The organism is Sorangium sp. So ce131 (assembly GCF_051519095.1).
Classification (GTDB): Bacteria; Myxococcota_A; Polyangia; order Polyangiales; family Polyangiaceae; genus Sorangium.
The window spans coordinates 3,571,900-3,590,075 of sequence record NZ_CP150455.1; the positions used below are offsets into that span (position 1 = coordinate 3,571,900).

Here is an 18,176-nt window from a genome sequence, read left to right on the forward strand (position 1 = left end):
AGCTGGGGTGGACAAAGCGGCGAAGGCCGCCTGGCGTCGAGCCGGCGGCCTTCGCGGGCGCTTCGGCTGCGCTGGATCAGGCGCCTTCGCGCGCGAGCACCGGGGCCGCGGGGGCCGGCACCGACGACGGGGGCGCCTTCTCGACGGCGTGGACGCCGCCCTCGCCGAGCGAGTAAGCCTCCTCGCCGTGGAGGGCGCCGTCGAGGCCCTCGTACTCCGTCTCCTCGTCGACCCGGAAGCCCATGACCGCGTTGATCACCTTCACGAGGACGAACGTCACCACCGCCGCGTAGGCGCCCGCGGCGAGGATCCCGATCACCTGCTCGGTGAGCAGCGCCGAGTTGCCCGCGAGCAGGCCGTCCTGGCCCGCGGGGTTCCACACCTTGGAGGCGAACACGCCGGTGAGCAGGGCGCCGAGCATCCCGCCCACGCCGTGGATGCCGAACGCGTCGAGGCTGTCGTCATACCCCGCCTTGCCCTTGAGCATGACGGCGCCGTAACACACCGCGCCCGCCGCGAGCCCGATGGCGATGGACGCCATCGGCCCGACGAAGCCCGCGGCCGGCGTGATCGCGACCAGGCCCGCGACGAGCCCCGACGCGACGCCGAGCGACGACGGCTTGCCGTAGCGCGCGGCCTCGATCCCGGCCCAGGCGAGCGCGCCGACCGCGGCCGCGATGTGCGTGTTCGCGAACGCCACCGCCGCGAGCCCGTTCGCCCCGAGCGAGGAGCCCGCGTTGAAGCCGAACCAGCCGAACCACAACATGCCGGCGCCGAGCAGCGTCATGGTGAGGTTGTGCGGGACGATCTTGCGCTCCGGGTAGCCCTTGCGCTTGCCGATCGTGATCGCGATGACGAGCGCGCTCGCGCCCGAGGCGAGGTGCACGACGGTGCCGCCGGCGAAGTCGAGCGCGCCGCGCTTGGCGAGCCAGCCGCCCGGCCCCCAGACCCAGTGGCAGACCGGGCTGTAGACCACGAGCGACCAGAGCAGCGTGAACACCACGTAGGACGAGAACTTGATGCGCTCCGCGTACGCGCCGGAGATCAGCGCCGGCGTGATGATCGCGAACATCATCTGGAAGACCATGAACAGGAGGTGCGGCACCGTCGTCCCGCTGCGCGGATCGATGCCAACACCGTTCAGGAACGCGTAATCGAGGCCGCCAATCAACCCGCCCTTGGTTTCGGCGAACGCCATCGAGTAGCCGAGCGTCACCCACGCCACGGTCACTAGACCCATGGCCATGAAGCTGTGCATGAAGGTGCTGAGCGTGTTCTTCGTTCGGACCATGCCCCCGTAAAACAGGGCAAGCGCCGGCGTCATCAGCAGGACCATCGCTGATGAGACCAGGACCCATGTGGTGTCCGCGGCGTTGATTTCGTTCACTGGTTGGCCTCCTCGAGCGCGAGGGTAAGAGGAGGTAGTTTTCTGGAATGTTTCGTCGAGATGTACTTCACGACCTCGCGAAACAGCCCACCATCGCAGTGAATCAGACCACCACCACGCGCCGCGTCGGAGCGCCCTGCGTACAGCGTTCCCGAAATCCTCCGCCGCCGGTTCGCCGCTGCCGGCAGCTCAGCGATCGGTCAGCCGCGCGCGCTGCGCGTCGATCCAGGCGCGCGCCTCGGCTTCCGTGTTGAAGAACTCCGCGATGAACTCGGAGCGCAGCGGGCTCGAGCTCTTGACCGCGGTCGCGATGAGCTTCGTCAGGCTGCGGATCTCGAGGCTGCCCCCGAACGCCGCCAGCGCGGTGACGGCGTGCTGCTTCTCCCATTCCCCGGCCCACTTCCGCGCTTCCGCCCCGAACCCCCCGGCGTCCTTCAGATCGAAGAGCCAGAAGCCCCTGCCGTGCGCGGCGAGCGTGTCCTCCATCGCCTTGCACATCCGCTGCACGTCCCTGAGCTGCGTCTCCCCGGCGCGCTTCACGAAGACGATATCCCCTTCGACACGCACAACGTTCTTCTCGGCCGAGTCGTCCTTTTGCGTCATGCGGCTCCGTCGTCCTCCGATTGACCGTGTGAGTGAATTATTCTACGAGAACGGAGGTCTCCTGGGAAGCCCCATGATCCCGCCGCGGGCCGGTGTCGACGCCGCGCGCGCCTGCGGTCGTGTCGCCGGGAGAGCGCCCGTGCGCGACCATGTGGTCGAAAGGGACTGTGAGTCGGCGCCTGCCGGTTCGACTACTGGTTCGATCGGAGGAAGCGCAGGCAGTGACCGAGCCCGTCCTTGAGGCTGGTGAACGTCGTCACATCGCCGAGATCGATGCCGAGGTGCACCACCGTCTGCGCGATCTGGGCCCTGAAGCCCGTGATGACGCAGTAGGTCCCGAGCAGCTGGGCGGCGCGGATCATCTGGATGAAATGCGACGCGGTCGCGGTGTCGACCGTGGCGACGCCCGTGACGTCGATCACGACGCAGCGGGCGCCCGTGCTCGCGATGCGCGCGAGCAGCGTCTCGGTCATCTGCGCCGACCGCTTGCCGTCGATCGGCCCGACGACGGGGAGCGTGAGCACGTCCTTCCACACCTCGATGATCGGCGTCGACAGCTCGTCGATGGTCATCCGCTGGGACTCGACGGTGGCGACCTTCTCCTCGAGCTCGCGCGTCACCTGCTGCAGCACCGCGATGTGCCGCTCGTTCTCGGCCCGCGACTGCACGAGCTCCTGGATGAAGAGCGACAGGGTCGACTCGATGAGCGAGAACGCGTCTTCTTCGCCCTCCTGCTCGATCTGCAGGTTGTCGGGCGCGAAGTCGCCGACGGCGACGTGGGACAGGAGCTTGACGAGCTTCTGGATCCTGCTCGGGGATATCGGGATGAAATCTGGCTCGGCGGTCACGTTCCCTCCGCGCCTCCGTCTCGTGCGCTCGACGCACGAGACGACGCACCGCACACTGTACTAGAAGCGCAAGGCAGTTCCCATCCCAACCGTGCCGACATCAGCGGGCGAGCTGGGGCGTGGCCCTCGGCGTGGGTGCAGCGCGGAGCTCGCGGCGCATGCGGCGTCGCGCGGCGCGCACGAAGCTGGGCGTGGGCCCGCCGGCGCTGGTCTGCGCGGCGGGGCTCGAAGGTGAGACATCCTGCGCGCGCGGCCGCGCCGGTGCGCCGCGCTGCGGCCTCGGTCGCGAGCGCGCGCGGAGGTGGCCTGATCGGTATCAGAGCTCCACGCGGAGGGATCGCAGCCCGCGGAACCCGAGGTTTGCGTTCCAGTCGAGCTCCTGCGGGACGAGCCGCATGTCGGGCATGCGGTCGAGCAGCGTGGTGAACGCCATCTGCACCTGCACGCGCACGATGGTGGAGCCGATGCACAGGTGGGCTCCTTGCCCGAAGGCCAGGTGCTTGTTCTCCGTGCGGCCGATGTCCAGCCGATCCGGGTCGGGGAACTGCGCCGGATCCCGGTTGGCGGCGCCGACGACCGGCAGGACGACCGAGCCGCGCTGGATCAGGTGTCCCTTGAGCTCGAAGTCCTCCTTCGCCGTGCGCGCGATGAACTGGATCGGGTTATCGTACCGGAGGAACTCCTCGACCGCGGACGCGACGAGCGCCGGGTTCGCCTTCAGCCGCTCCAGCTGGTCCGGGTGCTCGAACAGCGCCAAGAAGCCGTTCCCGATCAGGTAACGGGCCGACTCCAGCCCGGCGAAGAGGAGGAGGATGCACTGCGCGGCGATGTCGTCGTCCGAGAACCGGAGCTCGCCGTCGCGCGCGTTGAGCAGCCGGCCGATGATGGTGTCGCGCGGCTTCTGCCTCGTGTCCTCGACGAGGCGGCGGAGGTAATCGAGCAGCTCGAACGCGCTCTGCTTGGTGCGCCGGACCATCGCCAGCGTCACCTCGCTGGACCCGAACAGGTGCGCGATGTCGTCGGCCCACGTGATCAGCTGCTGGTAGTCCTCCCTGGGCGCGCCGAGCAGGTCCGCGATCAGGAGCGCGGGCAGCGGGTACGCCACGTCCTTGAGGATATCCATCGATCCGCTGCCCGCGACGGGCTCGAGCAGCCCGTCGAGGAGCTCTTGGACGCGCGGGCGCAGGACCTCGGGCGTGAACGGCATGATGCCCTTGCCGAGCAGCCGTCGATACGCCGCGTGGTGGGGCGGATCGAAGAAGGCCACCCACTTGGAGAAGACGTCGATCATGGACGTGAACTCCTTCTTCTCCTCGTCCGAGAGCCTGCTCACCGGGACCGCGGCCCGCCGCGACGACAGGCGCTTGTCGGTGAGCAAGGGGAGCACGTCCGCGTAACGCGTCACGATCCAGGCCCCGCCATACATCTCCGTGAAGAAGATGGGCTGCTCCGCGAGCAGCTCGCGGTAGATGGGGTAGGGGTCCGAGATGATGTCGAGGTTGTTGAAATGGAACGACCGGAGATCGAAATTCTTCATGGCTATTCCCTCCCGAGACAAAGTCGTGTGCGCGACGGGCCGCAGCTGCGCGCCCGTGTGTCGCCGGCGAACGGCGCGCGAGTGGGGGCGCCGGCGCGTCCGCCGCCCGGCGGCGTCGATCGACGCGAGGGCCCGCAGGACCGCGGGCGCGCTCTCCCCGGGCTCTGGCCGCTCGCGGCGTTCGTCAGGCAGCGCCTAGGCGCGTATGGCCATGCGCCTGGGATCGGGCTCCCCCTCCTCGATGGGGAGCGCCGGATCGCGCGACCACTCGTACCACGAGCCGAGATAGACCTTCACGTCCTCGAACCCGGCCTCCTTGAGGGCGACGTAGGTGTTCGAGGCCCTGACCCCGCCGAGGCAGTAGAGGATGATCTTCGAGCCGGGGTGGACGCCCACCTCGCTGCAGATCGTCAGCACCTCTTCCCGCCGTCGGATCCTTGCGATCCCTCCGGCCCGGGTCATCAGGCGGCGCCAGTCGAGCCATACGGCGCCGGGGATCCGGCCCTTGCGAGGGCACGGGACGACGTCCTGCGGCGAGGCCGTCTCTCCCATCCACTCATCGTACTGCCGCACATCCAGCTTCACGACGCCGGGGTCGCTCAAGGAGGCGAGCAGATCGTCCGCGGTGGCCAGGATGGAAGGATTTATCCTGAATGGAAACAGCGCTCGTTTCTGCGACGGGGTATCCGCCGTGGTCGGGAGCCCGGCTGCGTCCCATGCCGCCTTGCCGCCGTGGAGCACGGCGATCCTGGGGTATCCCAGGTAGCTGAGCAGGACGTACCCCCGGCAGGACCGGCCGAAGCCGTTGTCCATGGCGTCCTCGTACACGACGGCGAGCTCCTCGCCCGTGAGCCCCGCCGCGCTGAAGCGCTCGGAGAACACGGCCTTCAGCTCCTCCTGTCCCGCGGGCGACGAGAGCGCGAAATGCCCGAAGATCTCCGGCACGTGCACCGCGCCGGGCAGGTGCGAGCGCAGGTATTCGTCGGATGATCTTGTGTCGATGGTTACAATCGGTTTCCTGGTGAGCAGCGACGCGAGCTCACGAGGCTCGATAAGCACTTGATGCTGCATTGGATGACCTCCGGTGATCCTGGTTCGGGGTCGATGGCTTGGGCCGGCGATCCTACGCTGCCCAGCGTCCAATCCAGGATATCTGATGGATGCTTCTTGTCCACCCTAAATCGTATCCCGTCAGGAACGGACCTTGTGTGGTCCATAGCAATGTTGACGGTGAGCGAGGTTTCGTATTTCAGATTGGTTATCTCGGTTATCTGAAGAAAGCGCGCCGGACCACATCCGGCGCTCATGAATGCGAGCAAGTCTCGGTTTCGACTGGCGTAATGCGAGAGCGCCGGGTCGATGCACGTTGATGGATGTACGCCGGGACACGCATCCGGCCCGCGATTGCGGCGGTGCGCGCGTACGAATGCCTCCGCAACGATGTGGCGCCCCGCCGTCCGCTGCGTCCCAGGCGCCGGCGCAGCGGGTCGGGTTCATTCAAAGCAAAGGATCACACAAGTTTCCTGGCCGCTCGCCGAGCGGGCCTGGTAAGGATGGGGCGCTCTCTTGCGATCACACCCTGGACGTATGGTAACGATAGTTACGCCCAAATCAAGTAGATTGTGGTGCAGCCTGCGCCGTGCCGCGGCCGGTGTGATGGCTTTGTTCAGCAGCAGTACAGCGGCATGACAATCCAGCCGTCGCGGTGCGCTCAGGGCAACGTGTCGGCTTCGAACTGTGGCTTGTAATAGGTCTTTACTTACAACCTATGTAGATGTCGTTCTTCGGCGACGCGCCCGCTGCCGCCGCGGGTGCCCCTGCGTCACGGCGGCTGAACGTCCCCTGTCTCCCGCCTGACGTAGCCCTGGGCGCGCCGTATCGACCCCGTTGGGGGCCCAGCGTGTCCGGCCCGTGGCAGTACCGTGTCGTCCACGAGCCAACCCCGTGTCTGTATGTCGGCAGGTCCAGCGTTCTAGCCGTCGGCGCCCTGGCCGTCAGCGCCCTGGCCGTCAGCGCCCTGGCCGTCAGCGCCCTGGCCGTCAGCGCCCTGGCCACGCGCGGTCGCGGCCATGCGGCGGCCTCTTGGCCATGCGGCGGCCTCTTGGCCATGCGTCGGCCTCTTGGCCATGCGTCGGCCTCTTGGCCACACGGTAGGCCCGGCGTGTCGGCTACGCGGTAGGCCCAAGGAGGGGGTGTTCGTCGCGCGGTGCGGGGGAGGGCCGATGTTTGAGCCTGGGCCATGGGTTATCCGGCGAAGCCGGGTAGCCCATGGCCCAGGCGAGTTCGGCGGGGCCCCCGCACCGCGCGACGAACACCCCCTCCTTGGGCCGGTCAGCTCAGTTTCCCGCCGTTGCCGCCGTTGCCGCCGTTGCCGCCGCTGCCGCCGCTGCCGCCGCTGCCGCCGCTGCCGCCGCGGCCCCCCCGCCGCTCCCGTTATCCGCGCCCGCTGGCCAGGATGCTCTCCCGCACCCGCTCGAGCGCCCCTCGCACCTCGGGATCCCGCTCGAGCTCCGCCGGCGGCGCCGCCAGCCGGAGCGTCCAGTTCTCCGGCCCCACGGTCCCCGGCGTGTTGATCCGCTCCCGCGTCGCGAGCACGTCCTGGAGGAGCAGCAGCACGAGCTCGCTCCCCGCCCCGTGGATCAGGTCGAGCAGCGCCCGGTGCGTCTCCTTCGTGAACTCCTTGCCGAACTCCTGCCGCCGCGGCGCGAGCTGCGGAAGATCCAGCACCCCGTTCCGCTCCCGCTCGTCCAGCGACTCCCACCACGAGACGACCGACGAGGTGTCGTGCGTCCCGAAACACGCCACCGAGAGCGCCGGGTAGTCCGCCGGGTTGCGGAACACCACGTCATCCTTCTCCCAGATCAGCACCTTGTAGCCCGGCACCCCGAGCTCCGTCAGCGACGCCCGCACCCACGGGGGCACCGCGCCGAGATCCTCCGCGATGAGCTGCGCGCCGGTCTCCGCCGCCCCCTCGATCATCGCGCGTACGACCCGCGGGCCGTGCTCGCGCTGCGCCGGCTCCTCCGCGGGATCGAACGTCGGCTTCGGGCCGTCGCTCCCCTGGCCCCGCTTCCACCCCTCCGGGAAGATGTAGGTGCGATAAAAACCCACCAGGTGATCGATCCGGAACCGATCGTAGAGCAGCCCCGTGTAGCGGCACCGCCGCCTGAGCCACGCGAAGTCGTTCTCCCGCATCCGGTCCCAGAAGTACGGCGGAAGACCCCAGTTCTGGCCGTCGCGATCGAACTGGTCGGGCGGCGCGCCGACCGACATGTCGTGCCGGAACTCGCCCTGGTGCGCCCAGACATCGGCGCTGTCGCGCGACACCATGAACGGGAGATCGCCCATGATCTCCATCCCCTTGCCCCGGAGATCCGCGCGCGTCTCCTCCCACTGCGTGTGCGCGAGCCACTGGATGTACTCGTAATAGAGGATGTCCCGCGCGCGCTCGCGGCGGAGCGCCTCGAGCGCCTCAGGCTTCCGGTCGCGGATCTCGTCGGGCCACTGCCACCACGCGGCGCCGTTGAACCCGTCCTTGAACGCGCGGTACTGCGCGTAGTCGGGCAGCCAGTCCGCCTGCCGCTTCACGAAGGCGGCCATCTCGGCGGCGCGCGGCGTCTTCTGCGCGTGGTGCTCGCGCTCGAACCGGTCGAAGGCGAAGCGGAGCGCCCTCGTCTTCAGGCGGCGCACGGCCTCGTAGTCGACGCGCTCGCTCTTCCGCGCGCGCTCGAGCGCCCCGGCCTCGTCGCCGAGCGCCTCGCCGATCGCCTCGGCCGGGAGCTCCGGCACGGCCGAGAGCGAGATGTAGATCGGATCGATGCCGAAGGCGGAGAGCGCCGAGTAGGGCGACGTCTCGCCGCCCGACATCTCGTTGAGCGGGAGCAGCTGTACGAGGCGCAGACCCGCCTTGCTCGCCCACGCGGCGAACTCGGGGAGATCGCCGATCTCACCGATGCCCCACGAGCGATCGCTGCGCAGCGAGAAGAGCGGCACCGTCACGCCGGAGATGCGGCGGTGCTTGTCGGAAGGAGGCGGGCTCTCGGACGAGCCCTGGGACTGTTGTTCGGCAGAGGAAGAAGACATGGGCTTTTTTGGCTTGGCTCCAGGCGTTCGGGGGCGGAGTCTATCCCGGCTCGTGCGCCTTCGCGATGCTCCTTCCACTCTCCGCAGCGCCGCCCGCGCCGTCGCCGCGCGCGCGGCGGGCCTCCCTCCGACGAGGACCCGGCGCCACGCGGGCGACGCCCGACGCGCGCCCGGGCGCTGCCTGAGCGCGCCGCCCCCGCGCCGCCCGATCGCGGCGGCCAGGCCCCGGCGGACGCCTCGCCGGGACGAAAAATCGAGCCGGCGGCGCTTGAGCCTCGACAGCGGCGCCGATCTCGCGAATAGGGCGGCTCCACAGGTTTTCCGATGACCAGACGCATATGGCCCGGCACACAGGCCCCCCTCGGCGCCGTTTATGACGGCGAGGGGGTGAACTTCACGCTCTTCTCCCAGTCGGCCACGAAGGTCGAGCTGTGCCTCTTCGAGGCCGTCGACGACGTCGTGGAGCGCGAGCGGATCGAGCTCCCCGAGCGCACGGCGCACGTCTTCCACGGGTACGTGCCGGGGCTCAAGCCTGGCCAGCTCTACGGCTACCGGGTGCACGGCCCCTACGATCCGCGCGCGGGGCTGCGCTTCAACCCGGCGAAGCTCCTCGTCGATCCGTACGCGCACGCGATCGCCAACGAGCCGGACTGGAAGGCGCCGCTGTTCGCCTACGACCGCGGGACCCACGAGCGCGAGGAGGGCGCGCGCAGCAAGTCGGTGAGGCCGGAGCCGCTGCGGGACGGCGACAAGGCCGAGGCGGCGCGCGGCGGCAAGACGCCGGCCGAGCGCCGCGCCGCCGAGGCGCGCGCGCGGGAGTGCCCCCCGGCGCCCGCGCACCCGCCCGACGACCTCGTGATCTGCCACCGCGACAGCGCGTCGGGCGCGCCGAAGTCCGTGGTGGTCGACCACCGCTTCGCGTGGGACGGCGACCGGCCGCCGGGGACGCCCTGGCAGGACACGATCATCTACGAGGTGCATGTCAAGGGCTTCACCCAGCGGCACCCCGGCGTGCCCGCGCACCTGCGCGGCACCTACGCGGGGCTCGCCTCCGAGGCGGCGATCGCCCACTTCAAGAAGCTCGGCGTCACCGCCCTCGAGCTGCTCCCCGTGCACGAGATGGCCAGCGAGCGGGAGATCTGGGAGCGCGGCCTCGTGAACTACTGGGGCTACAACACGCTCTCGTTCTTCGCGCCCGCCGGCCGCTACGCCGCGACCGGGCGGCTCGGCCAGCAGGTCACCGAGTTCAAGGCGATGGTGAAGGCGCTCCACGCGGCCGGCATCGAGGTGATCCTCGACGTGGTCTACAACCACACCGCGGAGGGGAACCACCTCGGCCCGACGCTCTCCCTGAAGGGGATCGACAACTGGGGCTACTACCGCCTCGTCTCGAACAACCCGCGCTACTACATGGACTACACGGGCTGCGGGAACACCGTCAACACGCGCCACTACCAGACGCTCCAGCTCGTGATGGACAGCCTCCGGTACTGGGTGACCGAGATGCACGTCGACGGGTTCCGGTTCGATCTCGCGTCGGCGCTCGCCCGCGGGCTGCACGACTTCGACCGCCTGAGCTCGTTCTTCGACATCATGCATCAGGACCCCGTCCTCTCGCGCGTGAAGCTCATCGCGGAGCCCTGGGACGTGGGCGAGGGCGGCTACCAGGTCGGCAACTTCCCCGTCCTCTGGACGGAGTGGAACGATCGCTACCGCGACTCGGTCCGCCGCTTCTGGAAGGGGGATCTGCTCGCGGCCGACCTCGGCTACCGGCTCACCGGGTCGAGCGATCTGTACGGGTCGAGCGGGCGCCGGCCGTACGCGAGCGTCAACTTCGTGACGGCGCACGACGGCTTCACGCTGAACGACCTCGTCTCGTACAACGAGAAGCACAACGAGGCGAACGGCGAGGGCAACCGGGACGGCACGAACAACAACCACAGCTACAACCACGGCGTCGAGGGCCCCACCTGCGATCCCGTGGTCGTCGAGCTGCGCGAGCGACAGAAGCGCAACATGCTCGCGACGCTCCTCCTCTCGCAGGGGGTGCCGATGATCAACGCCGGAGACGAGATCGGCAAGACGCAGCTCGGCAACAACAACGCCTACTGCCAGGACAACGAGATCTCGTGGCACGACTGGGATCTCGACGAGCGGCGGCGGAAGCTCTTCGAGTTCACCTGCCGCCTCGTCGCGCTCCGGCGCACCCAGCCCGTGCTGAGGCGGCGGCGCTTCTTCTCGGGCGGCTCCGTGCACGGCAGCGGGCTCAAGGACATCGTGTGGTTCCGGCCCGACGGCGGCGAGATGACGTCGGACGACTGGACCCACCCGAGCGCGAGGGCGATCGGCTTCCTGCTGGGCGGCGACGCGATCTGGTCGCTCAGCCCGCGAGGCGAGCAGATCGTGGGCGACACGCTGCTCGTCCTCATCAACGCGAACCCGGTGCCGCTCGAGTTCGTGCTGCCGGCGATCGAGTTCGGCGAGCGGTGGGAGGTGCTCATCGACACCCGCACGGCCGAGGAGCCGGCGCGCACGGTGCCGGCGAGGGCAGGAGGGGAGCGGTACCTGCTCATCGACCGATCCCTGGCGGTGCTGCGGCTCCTGGAGCGGAAGGGGCCCAAGAAGAAGAGCAAGGCGCCGAAGTCGCGGAGAACGTAGGTCGCCCTCGGCTCAGACGGCGGCGCGCGCGGGCTCGGGGGGGGACGCGGACGCCATGAGGCTGTCGACCACGGCGCGGTTCGAGCCCTCCGTGTGGCGGCAGTTGTCGCAGCGGCCGCAGGCGGGCACGTTCTGCTCTCCCTCGGTGCCGTCGAGCTCCTCGAAATAGGCCTTGAGGAGCGCCATCCGGCACTCGGGGCTCTCGGCATAACGCATCACCGCCTCCAGGCGCTCGCGGTCGCCGGCGCGCCGGTCCTCGTAGGCCTTGAGGAAGCCGTCGAGCTCCGCCTCGTCCGCGAAATCGCGCAGCCTGCGCACGCCGCGGCTCCGGTCGACGATGCCGGCGGCCTCGAGCAGCGCCACGACGACCTTCACCTTGCGCTCTGGCAGGTCCGCGATCTCCGCGAGGGCCTTCAGGGGGATTCCCGCCTTCCTCTTCGCCTCCGCCGGCTGCGCCTCGAGGCGGACCAGCGCCTCGTAGATACGATAACTCTCGTCGGGGCGCGGGTACTTGCCCCCCAGGAAGAACGACTGGATGCGGCGGTCCTCCACCCGATAGAGCAGGATGCCTCGGGCCGGGAGGCCGTCGCGGCCGGCGCGGCCGGCCTCTTGGTAGTAGCTCTCCAGCGAATCGGGGAAGTTGTAGTGGACGACGAAGCGGATGTCGGGCTTGTCGATGCCCAGGCCGAACGCCTTGGTGGCCACGATGAGGCGGTACTCGTCGTTCATGAACCGCTGCTGGGCTTCCTCGCGCTCCTTCTTGCCCATCTGCCCGTTGTAGCGGCCCACCGGCACGCCGCGATCCGAGAGCCAGCGGAAGAGGTCGTTCGCGATCCGGACCGTCGCCGCGTACACGATGCCGACGCCGCCCTCCTCCTCGAAGAGGCGCGCGAGCAGGTCGCGCTTCTTCTCCTCGTTCGGGGTGCGGAACACCTCCAGCGCGAGCTTCGGGCGGTCGATCCCGGTGTTCACGACCGCCGCGCCCCGCAGGCCGAGCTGCTCCACGATGTCCGCCGCCACCTCGGGCGTCGCGGTCGCCGTGAGCGCCAGCACCGGCGGCCGCCCGAGCGCGGCGATGGCGTCGCGGAGGCCGAGGTACGCGGGGCGGAAGTCGTGGCCCCACTGCGAGATGCAGTGCGCCTCGTCGACCACGAAGAGCGACACGCCGGAGCGCCGGAGCAGCTCGACGTACTCGGGGTTCTCGAGCCGCTCCGGCGTCACGTAGATGAGCGGGAGCTCGCCGTGGCGTATCCCCTCCACGGCCTCGCGCTCCTCGGTCGCGCTCAGCGTGGAGTTGAGGCGGGCAGCAGGGATGTCCGCCTGCGCCAGCTTCTCCTGTTGATCCTGCATCAGCGAGATGAGCGGAGAGACGACCACCGCCGGGCCCGGCAGCAGCAGCGCGGGGAGCTGGTAACAGAGCGACTTGCCCGCTCCCGTCGGCAAGAGCCCCAGCGCGTCCCGACCGGCGAGCACCGCCTCGATGAGCTCCCGCTGGCCCGGCCGGAACTTCTTCACGCCGAACCGCTCGCGCGCCTCGTGCCGGATTTCATGCCAGCTCGGCGCTGCTCTCTCCTGATCCATGGGCGCGGGAGCATGGCGCGTAAGGCTCGCCCGCGCCACGCTCTCGCGCCTTGATCGTCGCGCCGCCGCGGCGGCGGTCCAGGGCGGGAATCGAGACGAAATGCCACACGCCGTAGGGCGGCCTCGCCACGGCAAACCGGGTCGGGAGTTCGCAACGAGCCTGATGTCGAGAGCGCAGCGCAATTCGTCGCTCCAGCCATTGCGCTTCCTCCGGCGCATGTGCATGAACCGCCGCGGGCGCGCCGGCGCCGCGAGGACATCGCGCGCGGACGGGCGGCCAAGGCATGTCTTTGCCGCGATTCCCGATTCCTATCAGGATATTCCTTCTCACCGCTTCAGGGCGCCTTCGGGGCGGGCGCCTCGACGGATCCCTTCATATTCGAGCCGTGTTCGAAGTAGATTCTGCCCGGAGGCATACAACGGATGACCGACACGCTGACGTTGGATGAGCAGAGGACGAGCGGCGAGGCGGAGGGCGCGGGGCAAGAGGCCGCGGCGGCGCGGCTCGTGGAGGCCGCGTGCGACGGCGTGGCGCCGCGGCTGCCGCGCGCCACGTACCGCGTGCAGCTCAACAAGGACTTCACCTTCGAGCAGGCGCGGCGCGTCGTCGCCTACCTCGACGCGCTCGGCGTCAGCGATCTCTACTCGTCGCCGTTCTTCAAGGCGCGCCCCGAGAGCCTGCACGGCTACGACCTCGTCGATCACAACGCGCTGAACCCGGCCATCGGCTCCCGCGACGAGCTCGACCGGCTCACGGACGAGCTCGCGAAGCACGGCATGGGGCTCTTGCTCGACTTCGTGCCGAACCACATGGGCGTCGGCACCTCGGACAACGCGTGGTGGAACGACGTCCTCGAGAACGGCCCGAGCTCGCTGTACGCGCCGTTCTTCGACATCGACTGGGCGCCGCTCAAGTCCGAGCTCAAGCACAAGGTGCTGCTCCCCGTGCTCGGCGACCACTACGGGCGCGTGCTCGAGCGGGGCGAGCTCAAGATCGAGCACGAGGGCGGGGCGTTCGTGCTCCGCTACTTCGATCACGTCTTCCCGGTGAACCCGCGGATGTTCGGGATGATCATCGGGCCGTTCGTGCCCGCGCTCACCGCCGCGCTCGGCGACGAGCACGACGCGCTGCTCGAGCTGCAGAGCATCCTCACCGGGCTCCGCAACCTGCCGCCGCGCACGGAGACGCAGCGGGGCAAGGTGATGGAGCGGCGGCGCGAGAAGGAGATCCTGAAGCGGCGGCTCGCGGCGCTCGTGGCGGAGACGCCCGAGGTCGCCGAGGCGGTGCGGGAGGGGGTCGAGCGCATCAACGGCAAGGTGGGCGACCCGCGGAGCTTCGACCAGCTCGAGGCGCTGCTCGAGGAGCAGGCCTACCGCCTCAGCTTCTGGCGCACGGCCGCGGAGGAGATCAACTACCGCCGGTTCTTCGACATCAACGAGCTCGCGGCCATCAAGATGGAGAACCCGGCGGTGTTCGCCGAGGCGCACCGGCTCGTCTTCGAGCTCTGCGTGCGCGGGCAGGTGACGGGGCTGCGCATCGACCACCCCGACGGCCTCTGGGACCCGATCGGCTACTTCGAGGACCTGCAGCAGGGCTACCTGATCGAGCGCTGCCGCCGCCGGTTCCTCGCCGAGGCCGCCGGCCGGGAGGCGACGCCGCGGAGCTTGCAGGACGTGCGCCGCCGCGCCTCACCCGAAGCGCGCTTCGCCAGGCTGGAGCCGGCGATCCGGGCGGCGCTCGCGGAGCGCGCGCGCGCCGCCGGAGCCGACGGCGCGCCCTTCGCGCGACCCCTCTACGTCGTGGTCGAGAAGATCCTCGCCCGCGGCGAGACGCTGCCCGAGGCGTGGCCCATCCACGGGACGAGCGGCTACGACTTCGCCGCGTCCGTGGGCGAGCTCTTCGTCGACGCCGCGAGCGAGCGGCCGATGACCGAGATCTACGAGCGGTTCCTCGGCGACGAGGTGGAGTTCGATCAGCTCGTCTACGAGAAGAAGAAGGTCATCCTGCGCACGGCGCTGGCCAGCGAGCTCAACGTGCTCACCCACGTCCTGAACCGGCTCACCGAGCGCGACCGCCGCTTCCGCGACTTCACGCTCGGCTCGCTCAACGAGGCCCTGCGCGAGGTGATCGCGTGCTTCCCGGTGTACCGCACGTACGTCAACGAGCGGACGCCGGAGATCACCGCCCACGACCGGGGCGCGATCAACCGCGCCGTGGCGCTCGCGCGCCGCCGCAACCCGACGATGGAGGCGTCGATCTTCGCCTTCCTGCGCGCGGTCCTGGTGCTCGACGGCGCGGATCTCTTCCGCGAGGAGGACCGACAGCTCTTCTGCGACTTCGTGATGAAGTTCCAGCAGCTCACCGGCCCGGTGATGGCCAAGGGGCTCGAGGACACGTCGTTCTACATCTACAACCGGCTCGTGTCGCTGAACGAGGTCGGGGGCGAGCCCGAGCGCTACGGCGCGAGCGTGGCCACGTTCCACCGCGCCAACGCGCAGCGGCAGGCGGTGTGGCCGCACTCGATGCTCGCGACGTCCACGCACGACACGAAGCGGAGCGAGGACGTGCGCGCGCGGATCAGCGTGCTCTCGGAGCTGCCGTCGCGCTGGGACGAGGCGCTCGGCCGCGCCGCCGAGGCGGCGGCGCCGCTCAAGACCGAGGTGGAGGGCCGGCTCGCGCCGGACCGCAACGAGGAGTACCTCTTCTACCAGACGCTCCTCGGGAGCCTGCCGATCGAGCGGCTGCTCGACTTCTCCGACCCGCGCCCGCGCGCGCCCGAGGGCGCCGCGCTCGCCGCGTACACGGGCCGCCTCGTGGACTACATGCGCAAGGCCACGAAGGAGGCGAAGGTCAACACGTCCTGGATCGACGCGCAGCCCGACTACGACGGGGCGGTCGAGGCGTTCGTGCGCAAGGCGCTCGGGTGCCAGGAGCTGCTCGGGGCGCTCCTGCCGCTCGCGCGCGTGGTCGCGTACCACGGCATGTGGGGCTCGATCTCGCAGACGCTCCTGAAGCTCACGTCGCCGGGCGTGCCCGACATCTACCAGGGCAACGAGATGTGGGACTTCAGCCTCGTCGACCCCGACAACCGCCGGGCCGTCGACTACACGACGCGCGAGGAGGCGCTCGCCGACCTCCGCGCGCGGCTCCGCGGCGGCGGCGCTTCGCTCGCGCGCGAGCTCTGCGCGGAGGCGCGCGACGGCCGCATCAAGCTCTTCGTCACGCACGTCGCCCTCGAGCTGCGCCGGCGGCACCCGGCGCTCTTCGGCGCCGCGGGCGCCTACGCGCCGCGCGCCGCGATCGGCGAGCGCCAGGCGCACGTGGTCGCCTTCTCGCGCCGCTCGCAGGCGGACGGGCGCTCGGTCGTCGTGGTCGCGCCCCGGTTCAGCGCGCGGCTGCTCGGCGGCGAGTGCGCGCCGCCGATCGGCAAGGCGTGGTCGGGCGCCTTCATCGACGTGGAGCCCGGCCTCTACACGGATCTCTTCACCGGCGCCGAGATCGAGGCGACGCCCTCGCCCTCGCCGCGCGACGCGGCCGGGGCGCCCGAGCCGCTGGGCGGCGCGGCGCTCCCGCTCGAGCGCGTGCTCTCCGATTTCCCGGTCGCCCTGCTCCTCGGGGCGCCGCAGCGAGGCCAGTGACATGAAACCGATTCCCAAGATGGGCGCATGGATCGAGGGCGGCGCGGTCCGCTTCCGCGTCTGGGCGCCGGACCATGACCGGATCGAGATCGTCCTCTACGGCAAGGACGGCAAGGAGGTCGCCGGCACCCTGCAGGCGACGGCCGCGGGCGACGGCTACTTCGAGGCGTCCGCGCCGGGCCTCGGGGCGGGCGCGCTCTACAAGGTGCGCATCGACGGCGAGGGGCCCTACCCGGATCCGTACGCGCGCGCCCAGCCGTTCGGCGTGCACGGCCCGTCCGCGGTCGACGATCCCACGTTCGCGTGGACCGACGCCGGGTGGAAGGGCGTCGCGCTCGAGGACCTCGCGATCTACGAGCTGCACGTCGGCACCGCGACCCCGGAGGGGACGTTCGACGCGCTCATCGGTCGGCTCGAGGATCTCCGGTCGCTCGGGATCACGGCGATCGAGATCATGCCGGTCGCGAGCTTCCCGGGCGAGCGCGGGTGGGGCTACGACGGCGTCGACCTCTTCGCCCCGGCCGCGGCCTACGGCGGCCCGGCGGGCCTCCGCCGGCTGGTCGACGCGGCCCACGCCGCCGGCCTCGCCGTGGTGCTCGACTGCGTCTACAACCACTTCGGCCCCGACGGGAACTACCTCCGCGCCTACACGAAGCGCTACTTCACCGATCGCCACAAGACGCCGTGGGGCGACGCCGTGAACTACGACGGCAAGGGCGCCGAGCAGGTGCGCGCGCTCGCGCTCGGCAACGTCGAGATGTGGATCCGCGACTACCACATCGACGGCCTCCGCCTCGACGCGACGCACGCGATCATCGACGACTCCGAGCCCCACCTGCTCCGGGAGATCGCCGAGCGCGCGCGGGCGGCCGGCGGGGGCCGGCGCGTCGTGGTGATCGCCGAGGACAGCCTCAACGACGCGCGCCTCGTCACGCCCGCGGAGCAGGGCGGGTACGGCCTCGACGCCGTGTGGGCCGACGACTTCCACCACGAGCTCCGCGTCTGCTTCGCCGGGGATCGCGACGGCTACTTCGAGGACCACCGCGGCACGGCCGAGGACATCGCCGCGGCGATCCGCAAGGGGTGGGTCTACGAGGGGCAGGTCTCGAAGCACATGGGCAAGCCGCGGGGCACGCCGGCGGAGCCGGTGCCGCCGCCGCGCTTCGTGCACTGCATCCAGAACCACGACCAGATCGGCAACCGCGCGCTCGGCGATCGGCTCGGCGACAAGGTGAGCCCCGCGGCGTTCCGGGCGATGACGGGGCTCCTCCTGCTCACCCCGTACACGCCGATGCTGTTCATGGGCCAGGAGTGGAACGCGCGGACGCCCTTCCAGTACTTCACGGATCACAACGCCGAGCTCGGCCGGCTCGTGACCGAGGGCCGGCGGCGCGAGTTCCAGTACTTCACGTCGTTCAGCGGCGCGGAGGTGCCGGACCCGCAGGACCCGCGCACCTTCGAGCGCTCGAAGCTCGACTGGAGCGAGCGGCAGCGGCCGGAGCACGCCGGCGTGCTCGCGTGGTACCGCGAGCTCCTCGCCCTCCGCGCGTCGCACCCCGCCCTGCAGAACCGCGCGCGCGGCTCGTTCTCGGCGGACGCGCTCTCCGACGACGCGGTCCGCATCGAGCGGCGCGGCGAGGGCGCCGCGGTGATCGCGCTGGTCGCGCTCCGCGGCCGGCTCGCGCTCGACCTCGGCCGCCCGGAGGCGCGGGCGCTCGCGTTCAGCGAGGATCCGCGGTTCGGCGGCGCTGCGCAGCGGACGCCGCTCGCTCGCGGCCGGGTGGAGCTCGAGGGCCCGGCGGTCCTGGTCGTCGAGGTGCCCCTGTTGTAACGCACCCGT

At 70.2% G+C, this 18,176-nt stretch carries 10 protein-coding genes; 3 read left to right on the top strand and 7 right to left on the bottom strand.

Annotation, left to right across the window (positions count from 1 at the left end; translation table 11 throughout):
* Positions 1–76: 76 nt before the first annotated feature.
* The 6 genes from WMF43_RS13235 to WMF43_RS13260 all read right to left on the bottom strand — a co-directional run bounded on the left by WMF43_RS13235 (position 77) and on the right by WMF43_RS13260 (position 8,458).
* On the bottom strand, positions 77–1,387 hold the full coding sequence (locus WMF43_RS13235; RefSeq protein ID WP_437680322.1) for an ammonium transporter: 1,311 nt from the start codon (positions 1,385–1,387) through the stop codon (positions 77–79).
* 189 nt (positions 1,388–1,576) lie between these two features.
* Entirely contained in the window at positions 1,577–1,990 is a 414-nt protein-coding gene (locus WMF43_RS13240) for an STAS/SEC14 domain-containing protein (RefSeq protein ID WP_437680324.1), read from the bottom strand.
* A 191-nt stretch (positions 1,991–2,181) separates the two neighbouring features.
* Positions 2,182–2,838, bottom strand: a complete 657-nt coding sequence (locus WMF43_RS13245; protein WP_437680326.1) for an STAS domain-containing protein — start codon at positions 2,836–2,838, stop codon at positions 2,182–2,184.
* A gap of 316 nt (positions 2,839–3,154) precedes the next feature.
* Complete coding sequence (locus tag WMF43_RS13250; protein ID WP_437680327.1) at positions 3,155–4,375, bottom strand: cytochrome P450; 1,221 nt, start codon at positions 4,373–4,375, stop codon at positions 3,155–3,157.
* A 195-nt stretch (positions 4,376–4,570) separates the two neighbouring features.
* Positions 4,571–5,446, bottom strand: coding sequence for a sulfurtransferase (locus WMF43_RS13255; protein WP_437680329.1), 876 nt, complete (start codon positions 5,444–5,446; stop codon positions 4,571–4,573).
* 1,362 nt (positions 5,447–6,808) lie between these two features.
* Positions 6,809–8,458: a 4-alpha-glucanotransferase gene (locus WMF43_RS13260; RefSeq protein ID WP_437680331.1), complete on the bottom strand. Its 1,650-nt coding sequence runs from the start codon at positions 8,456–8,458 to the stop codon at positions 6,809–6,811.
* Between the two features lie 324 nt (positions 8,459–8,782).
* On the opposite strand from WMF43_RS13260, the gene glgX reads away from it, so the two are divergent.
* Positions 8,783–11,116, top strand: a complete 2,334-nt coding sequence (gene glgX / locus WMF43_RS13265) for a glycogen debranching protein GlgX (RefSeq protein WP_437680333.1) — start codon at positions 8,783–8,785, stop codon at positions 11,114–11,116.
* Positions 11,117–11,128: 12 nt separating this feature from the next.
* On the opposite strand, the gene WMF43_RS13270 is transcribed toward glgX, so the two are convergent.
* Positions 11,129–12,697 (bottom strand): RecQ family ATP-dependent DNA helicase, encoded by a 1,569-nt coding sequence (locus WMF43_RS13270; RefSeq protein WP_437680335.1) that lies wholly within the window; start codon positions 12,695–12,697, stop codon positions 11,129–11,131.
* 423 nt (positions 12,698–13,120) lie between these two features.
* On the opposite strand from WMF43_RS13270, the gene treY reads away from it, so the two are divergent.
* Complete coding sequence (gene treY / locus WMF43_RS13275) at positions 13,121–16,336, top strand: malto-oligosyltrehalose synthase (protein ID WP_437680336.1); 3,216 nt, start codon at positions 13,121–13,123, stop codon at positions 16,334–16,336.
* Position 16,337: 1 nt separating this feature from the next.
* The gene (gene treZ, locus WMF43_RS13280; RefSeq protein ID WP_437680338.1) at positions 16,338–18,167 is read left to right on the top strand and encodes a malto-oligosyltrehalose trehalohydrolase; all 1,830 of its coding nucleotides are present in this window, start codon (positions 16,338–16,340) and stop codon (positions 18,165–18,167) included.
* The last annotated feature ends 9 nt before the right edge of the window (positions 18,168–18,176 follow it).